Origin of the sequence: Streptomyces sp. FH025 (assembly GCF_017427025.1) — a bacterium.
Taxonomy (GTDB): domain Bacteria; phylum Actinomycetota; class Actinomycetes; order Streptomycetales; family Streptomycetaceae; genus Kitasatospora.
The window spans coordinates 1-7,307 of record NZ_JAFLNG010000391.1 but is presented as its reverse complement, the minus strand read 5'-3'; the positions used below and the strand labels follow the sequence as shown (position 1 = coordinate 7,307).

Annotated in this window: 6 protein-coding genes and 1 tRNA gene; 2 read left to right on the top strand and 5 right to left on the bottom strand. The window is 72.3% G+C overall.

Annotated features, from left to right (window positions below; genetic code table 11):
* The 3 genes from J0670_RS24645 to J0670_RS24635 form a co-directional block, all read right to left on the bottom strand.
* A partial coding sequence (locus J0670_RS24645; RefSeq protein WP_207813844.1) for a PP2C family serine/threonine-protein phosphatase occupies positions 1-1,395 on the bottom strand: 1,395 nt, incomplete at its 3' end.
* A 53-nt stretch (positions 1,396-1,448) separates the two neighbouring features.
* On the bottom strand, positions 1,449-1,991 hold the full coding sequence (locus J0670_RS24640) for an FHA domain-containing protein (RefSeq protein WP_207813843.1): 543 nt from the start codon (positions 1,989-1,991) through the stop codon (positions 1,449-1,451).
* Between the two features lie 46 nt (positions 1,992-2,037).
* Positions 2,038-2,787, bottom strand: a complete 750-nt coding sequence (locus tag J0670_RS24635) for a DUF3662 and FHA domain-containing protein (RefSeq protein WP_207813842.1) — start codon at positions 2,785-2,787, stop codon at positions 2,038-2,040.
* A 433-nt stretch (positions 2,788-3,220) separates the two neighbouring features.
* Here J0670_RS24635 and J0670_RS24630 point away from each other — a divergent pair.
* A tRNA-Leu gene (locus tag J0670_RS24630) sits at positions 3,221-3,304 on the top strand.
* An 85-nt stretch (positions 3,305-3,389) separates the two neighbouring features.
* On the opposite strand, the gene J0670_RS24625 is transcribed toward J0670_RS24630, so the two are convergent.
* Positions 3,390-4,538, bottom strand: a complete 1,149-nt coding sequence (locus J0670_RS24625) for a sensor histidine kinase (protein WP_207813841.1) — start codon at positions 4,536-4,538, stop codon at positions 3,390-3,392.
* Positions 4,535-5,185 carry a response regulator transcription factor gene (locus tag J0670_RS24620; RefSeq protein ID WP_307806670.1) on the bottom strand — a complete coding sequence of 217 codons (651 nt, stop codon included), beginning with the start codon at positions 5,183-5,185 and terminating at the stop codon, positions 4,535-4,537. The genes J0670_RS24625 and J0670_RS24620 overlap by 4 nt, the downstream gene beginning before the upstream one ends.
* Positions 5,186-5,585: 400 nt before the next feature.
* On the opposite strand from J0670_RS24620, the gene J0670_RS24615 reads away from it, so the two are divergent.
* A partial coding sequence (locus J0670_RS24615) for a phosphatidylglycerol lysyltransferase domain-containing protein (protein ID WP_207813840.1) occupies positions 5,586-7,307 on the top strand: 1,722 nt, incomplete at its 3' end.

Sequence of the window (7,307 nt, the reverse complement as noted above, 5' to 3'; positions counted from 1 at the left end):
GCTGGCCTGGGTCGCCGGGGTGCCCTGCGCGGCCGGGGCGGTCGCCTTGGCGGCCTTCTGGCACAGCTGGACCCAGCCGTCGAGCTCCTGCACGGTCGTGTGGGCGTCGGTCAGGCTGCCGACCGAGATGGTCTTGTTCACGTGGGCGCGCTGGTCCTGCGGCAGCCACTTCAGCGGGATGTTGCTGTACGAGTCGTGCACCGAGGACAGGTTCAGGCCGGCCAGGTTCTGGTTGACGCCCTGGTAGATGGCGACGTGGTCGCCGTCCTCGCCGATGTAGTACTGGCCCTGCGTCCACCGGTAGCCGAAGAACCCGGCGCCGCCCAGCAGACCGAGCGTGACCAGGGCGGCCAGCGAGATGGTCAGGCCCCGGCGCTTGCGCCTGGGGGGCTGGTCCTCGTCGAACTCCTCGGTGCCGTACACCGACGGCTCGCCGGAGCCGTAGCCGTACCCGCCCTCGTAGCCCTCGGCGGGGCCGAAGCCGCCCGAGCCGTCCTCGTAGCCCTCGGCCGGGCCGAAGGCGCCCTGCGGGCCGCGGCCGAGGCCGGCGGCGCGGCCGGCCGGGGTGTCCGCGATCGAGCGGTCGGCGGCGGACGGGGACGGCGGGGTTTCGGCGACCGCGCCGACGACCACCGGGACGTCGCTGAACTGGCCGCTCATGGTGTCCGTGGCGCCGACGTCGATGACGTCCGCCACGATGCAGGTGATGTTGTCCGGACCGCCGCCGCGCAGCGCGAGCTGGATCAGCTCCTGCACGGTCTGCTCGGGCGAGTAGAAGCTGCCGAGGGTGTCCTGGAGGGTCTGGTGGCTGACCGGGCCGGAGAGGCCGTCGGAGCAGATCAGGTAGCGGTCGCCGGCCCGGACCTCGCGGATCGACAGGTCGGGCTCGACCTGGCCGCGGCCGTCCAGGGCCCGCATCAGCAGCGAGCGCTGCGGGTGGGTCTCGGCCTCCTCGGGCGTGATCCGGCCCTCGTCGACCAGGCGCTGCACCCAGGTGTGGTCCTGGGTGATCTGCACCAGCGAACCGTCGCGCAGCAGGTAGGCGCGGGAGTCGCCGACGTGCACCATGCCCATGCGCTGGCCCGTCCACAGCATGGCGGTCAGCGTGCAGCCCATGCCCTCCAGCTGCGGGTCCTCCTCGACCATCTGCCGGAGCCGGTCGTTGGCGCCCTGGACGGCGTCGCCCAGCAGGGTCAGCAGGTCGGCACCCGGCACGTCCTCGTCCAGCCGGACGATCGAGCCGAGCACCTCCGAGGACGCGACCTCGCCGGCCGCGGCGCCGCCCATGCCGTCGGCCACGGCCAGCAGCCGCGGCCCGGCGTAGCCGGAGTCCTCGTTCCCCTCCCGGATCAGTCCCTTGTGGGAGCCGGCGGCGAAGCGCAGCACCAGGGTCATGCGACCTGTGCCCCCCTCTGGGTCATGGACGGGTTGCTGTCCCTCATGCGCTACTACTTCCGCAGTTCGATGACGGTCCTGCCGATACGGATCGGCGTGCCCGGCTGGAGCGGGGTGGGCGCGGTCAGGCGCTGCCGGTCCAGATAGGTGCCGTTGGTGGAGCCTAGATCCTCGACCGTCCACTGCCCAGTCTGATCCGGATAGATCCTGGCATGCCGGGAGGACGCGTAGTCGTCGTCCAGCACGATGGTGGAGTCGTGCGCGCGGCCCAGCGTGATGGTCTGGCCCTGCAGCGCGACGGTGGTTCCGGCCAGTGAGCCCTGCACCACGACGAGCTGGGTCGGAGCACCGCGGCGGCGGCCGCCGCCCTGGGTCTGGCCCGCGCCGGGGGCGCCGGGGGCGGGCGTCGGACGCCCGGCGGCGGTGGCGGCGGGCGCGGCACCGGTGGACGGGGCGCTCGCGCCGCGGCGGGAGGTGCGGGGGTTCACCTTGGTGCCGAACAGGTCGCTGCGGATCACCTGGATCGCGACGATGACGAACAGCCACAGCACGGCCAGGAAGCCCAGCCGCATGACCGTGAGGGTCAGTTCTGACATGGCCGTCCCGCCAGTCGGTGAGCGAGGCGCGCGAACAAATCGGACACTACCCTTCGACCTGCCGGTAGACGATGGTGGTGGATCCCACGACGATGCGGGAGCCGTCGCGGAGCGTAGCGCGCTGGGTGTGCTGCCCGTCCACCACGATGCCGTTGGTGGAGCCCAGGTCGAGGACCATCGAAGGGGTGCCGGGGCGGATCTCGGCGTGCTTGCGGGAGACCCCGGGGTCGTCGATCCGCACGTCCGCCTCGGTCGAGCGGCCGAGCACGCAGGCCGCGCCGGTGATCTGGTGGCGGGCGCCGTTCACCTCGATCCAGCGGCGCACCGAGGTGCCGTGGCCGGCTCCGGGGAAGGCACGGACGTTGCCGCCGGCCGGCTGGCGGTCGTAGCCGGGCTGCGGCGGGGCGTACTGCTGGGGCTCCTCGGCGGCCAGGGTGCGGCTGCGCACCCGGTACAGGCCGGTGTCCAGGTCGTCGGCCTTCTCCAGGTTCACCTGGAGCGGGCCCATGAAGGTGTACCGCTGGGCCTCGGCGTACTCGCGGACCATGCCGGCGAGCTCGGTGCCGAGCTGCCCGGAGTACGGGCTGAGCCGCTCGTGGTCGTGCGGGCTGAGCTCGACGATGAAGTCGTTCGGCACGACGGTGCGGTCGCGGTTCCAGATGCTCGCGTTGTTGTCGCACTCGCGCTGCAGCGCCCCGGCGATCTCCACGGGCTGGACCTCGGACTTGAACACCTTGGCGAAGGTGCCGTTGACGAGACCCTCAAGCCGCTGCTCGAACTTCTTCAGCATTCCCATGGGGCACCCCCTTCCAGGGTTCGTTCGCCTGCCTGCCGACCGGACCTCTCCGGGAACCAGTCCACGGGGGAGTCGGTCATGCCTACTTGCGGTACTTCCGTACTGATCGTATCCACGCCGGGCCCTTCCGTACGGTTCCCGGACCGCGTGGTGCCCGGGGGTGGGCTCGGACACACAGGGTGACGCATTCCGGGGACGGCACGCCAGGTCTGCCCGTCGGAGCCACCGCCCACCCCTCGATCGTCCGTTCGTCGAGCATCCGTTCGGAGGTGGCCGGTCCCCCGGAATACGGATTCGGAGCCACCCCGCAGGTCGTGCTACTGTTTTCCACGTCGGAAGGGCCGCCCGGAAGGGAAGCCGGACCGAGGAAGCGCGAAGGCCACATGGTACCGAGCGGCTCCGAGGGTCGGACGGCAGAGAAGACAACACCCATGCGCGGGTGGCGGAATAGGCAGACGCGCTGGATTCAGGTTCCAGTGCCCGAAAGGGCGTGGGGGTTCAACTCCCCCCTCGCGCACAGCGAAGCCCCGCAGATCTTCGGATCTGCGGGGCTTTCTCGTTCCCCGGGCCGCTCCGGCGGCGCCGCCGCCCGGGCCTGCGGGTCAGGAGCGGTTGGCGGGCAGCTCGGCGCGGACCTCGAAGCCGCCGTCCTGGGTCGGGCCGGCGGTGAGGGTGCCGCCCAGCAGCTGGGCGCGCTCGCGCAGGCCGACCAGGCCGTGGCCGCCGCCCGGAAGGGGCTCGGCGGGGTGCACCGGCGGCGCCTCGTTGCGGACCTCGACCCGCAGCCGGCGGCCCTTCGCCCGGACCCGCACGTGCACCACCGCCTCCGGGGCGTACTTGGTGATGTTGGTGAGCGCCTCCTGGACGGTGCGGTAGGCAGCCCGCTCGACGGCCTCCGGCCACGGGCGGTCGCCGGGGTTCAGCTCGGTGTCGGCGGCCAGGCCGCTCTCCTCGATCAGCCGGGGAAGGTCGGCCAGCCGGGGCTGCGGGGCGAGCGGGGCGTCCGCGAACGGGCCGCCGGTGCCGCGCAGCACCCCGACCATCTGCCGCAGCTCGTCCAGGGTCCGGACCGAGAGCTCGCGGATGGTGCGGGCGGTGGTCGAGGCGGCCGGGTCGGTGGTGCTCACCTGGAGCGCGCCGGCCTGGATGCTGATCAGGCTGACCTGGTGCGAGACCACGTCGTGCATCTCCCGGGCCAGCCGGCCGCGCTCGCTGAGCAGCACCCGCTCGGCGAGGAGCCGGCTCTCCCGCTCCTGGCCGCGGGTCAGCTCGTCCAGCCGGGCGGCCAGCTCCCGGCGGGTGCGGGAGAGCAGGCCGGTGGCGGCCGGGCCGGCCGCCAGCATCACGGCCTGGATGGCGTTGAGGGCGTTGTCCCGGCTCAGGTCGAGGACGGTGGGGGGCAGCGGCCAGTGGAAGAACTCGACCAGGGTGAACAGCGTCCCGCAGGGGAGCACGATCCTGGGGCTGGGGCGTTCGGCGGCCACCGTGTAGACGGCGGTGATCGGGGCCAGCCAGATCTCGCCGAACCAGCTGCCGGGCATGGTGAGCAGCAGCACCGCCACCGGGAAGCGGCGGCGCAGGAACAGCGCGACGGCTGCCAGCGTGGAGAGCGCGACCTGCCACCAGGAGGCGTCCCGGGCCACCAGCGCGGCGTCCAGCAGGGAGTAGAGGACGGGCAGCAGCAGCATCAGCCAGGGGGCGGTGCACCAGGCCGGCAACCGTCGGGACGGCAACTGGTCGACGGCGGTCATGCCCCGTCGCCGGGCTTGGGCCGGACCAGCCCGGCCCGGTGGGCGAGCACGGCGGCCTGCACCCGGTTGGCGGCGCCGAGCTTGCCGAGGATCGCGCTGATGTGGTCCTTGACCGTCCCGGTGCCGAGGAAGAGCCGGTCGGCGATCTCGGCGTTGGACAGGCCCTCGCCGAGCAGCGCGAGCACGTCCAGCTCCCGGCCGGTGAGGGTACGGGCCAGCGCGGTGGCCTCGGCGTCCGGGCCGCCGCCGTCCACGTAGCCGCCGATGACGGTGCGGGTGACGGTCGGGGAGAGGATGTTGCCGCCGGCCGCGAGCACCCGGACGGCGTGCACCAGCTGCTCGGGGGCGGTGTCCTTCAGCAGGAAGCCGGCCGCGCCGGCCCGCAGCGCGGTGCCGATGTACTCGTCGGTGTCGAAGGTGGTGAGCATCGCCACGGCGGGCGGATCCGGCAGGGCGCGCACGCGGCGCAGCACGGAGATGCCGTCGAGGTCCGGCATCCGGATGTCGAGCAGCACCACGTGCGGACGCAGCCGCTGGACGTGTTCCTCGGCCTGCCCGCCGGAGCAGTCGCCGACCACCTCCAGGTCGGGGGCGGAGCCGACGATCAGGCCGAGGCCGGAGCGGACCAGGATCTCGTCGTCGACGATCAGCACGCGGGTGGTGGTGATGGTGCCTCCTCGGTTCGGGCGGCCGGGTTCGGGCGGTCCGCGGGGGTGCTTTTGAGGGTAGGGCCAGTGGTGGCGGCGTGCCGAACGCGTGACGGGGGTGTACCCCCGCCGTTCGGCGGGGGTGGGAATCCGCTACCCGGTTCACGCAATTCTCAGGAATGGTGGGGAACCATGGAATTGGCTGCTCTTCTGTCGGCCCACCTCCCAGCTGGGCGGTAGGACCGGCCGAGTGGCCGGTCAGTCCGTCGGGCCCGTGCGGGCGCCCGGCGCCGGGCCGTGTGCGGATGCGCCCCACCATCTGATCGTTTGGAATTGAGCTGTGTCGTCCACTGTGAAGTCGGAGCCGTCCGCCACGTCCCACGGGCCCCGGCCCGTCAGCGTGCTCGAGCGCTGGCGTCCGCGGGCCGCCACGGCGTCCGTCTGGTACCTGAGGCTGCTCGCGCTGCTGAACGTGGCGACGGTGCTGCTGGCGCCCTTCCGCAACCAGGTCAGCGAGCACAACGAGGGTGAGTACTTCACCCCGTACCTGATGACCTCCGGTCTGGCCGCCGCGGTGCTCTCGGTCTTCCTCGCGGTCGCGATGCGCCGGCGCAAGCGGGCCGCGTGGATCTTCAACGCGGCGCTCAGCAGCGTGTTCGCGCTGCTCTACGTGGCGGCCATGGTGCTGCCCGGCGAGCGGTTCGACGAGCACCCGCTCAACTACTTCTCGACGATCCTGACCTGCCTGTTCGTGCTGGCGCTGCTGGTCGGGCGCAAGGAGTTCACCTCCAAGGGCGACCGCTCCAACCCGAAGACCGCGGCGGCCACCTTCGTCGGCGGGCTGGTGTTCGGCGGCGCGGTCGGCGCGCTGCTGGTCTGGCTGACCAACGAACTGACCGGCGCCGACTGGTGGGACCTCTTCCGCTACTCGGTCGGCCGGATGATCACCATCACCCCGTCCGAGCACCTGCGTTCGGTGATCGCCGCCCCGACCTGGGTGAACGCGGCGATCAACGCGATGGGCGCGGTGCTGTTCCTGCTGGTGCTGTACGTGGCCTTCCGCAGCCCGCGCGGCAAGGAGCTGCTGACCCCGCAGGACGAGGCGAAGCTGCGCGAGCTGCTGGACAAGCAGGGCGAGCGGGACTCGCTGGGCTACTTCGCGCTGCGCCGGGACAAGGCGGTGATCTTCTCCCCCAGCGGCAAGGCGGCGGTGACCTACCGGGTGATCGGCGGGGTGTCGCTCGCCTCGGGCGACCCGATCGGCGACCCGGAGGCCTGGCCGGGCGCGATCGACGCCTGGCTGGCCGAGGCCCGCGAGCACGCCTGGGCGCCGGCCGTGATGGGGGCCTCCGAGGAGGCCGGGGTGATCTACGCCCGGCACGGGCTGGACGCGCTGGAGCTGGGCGACGAGGCGATCGTCGAGCTGGACGAGTTCTCGCTGGACGGCCGGGCGATGCGGGTGGTCCGGCAGGCGTACAACCGGGTCAAGCGGGCCGGGTACACGGTGCGGATCCGCCGCCACGAGGACATCTCTGAGGCGGAGATGGCGCAGCTGGTGGCCAAGGCCGACGAGTGGCGCGACGGCGCGACCGAGCGCGGCTTCTCGATGGCGCTGGGCCGGCTCGGCGATCCGGCCGACGGCCGCTGCGTGATGCTGGAGTGCCACGACGGTGACGGCGAGCTCAAGGCGCTGCTGAGCTTCGTCCCGTGGGGCCCGGACGGGCTCTCGCTGGACCTGATGCGCCGGGCCCGGGACACCGAGAACGGCCTGATGGAGTTCATGGTGATCGAGCTGCTGCAGCGCGCCCACGAGGTGGGGCTGAAGCGGGTCTCGCTGAACTTCGCGATGTTCCGCTCGGTATTCGAGCGCGGTTCGAGGCTCGGGGCCGGGCCGGTGCTGCGGCTGTGGCGTTCCATCCTCGGATTCTTCTCGCGCTGGTGGCAGATCGAGTCGCTGTACCGGGCGAACGCCAAGTACCGGCCGATCTGGGAGCCGCGCTACCTGCTCTTCGAGAAGAGCAGTGAGATTCCGCGGATCGGCATCGCGAGCGCGCGCGCCGAGGGGTTCATCGTCGCGCCGAGTCTGCCCGCCCTGTTCCGTCGTCGGCACGCCGGGGCCACC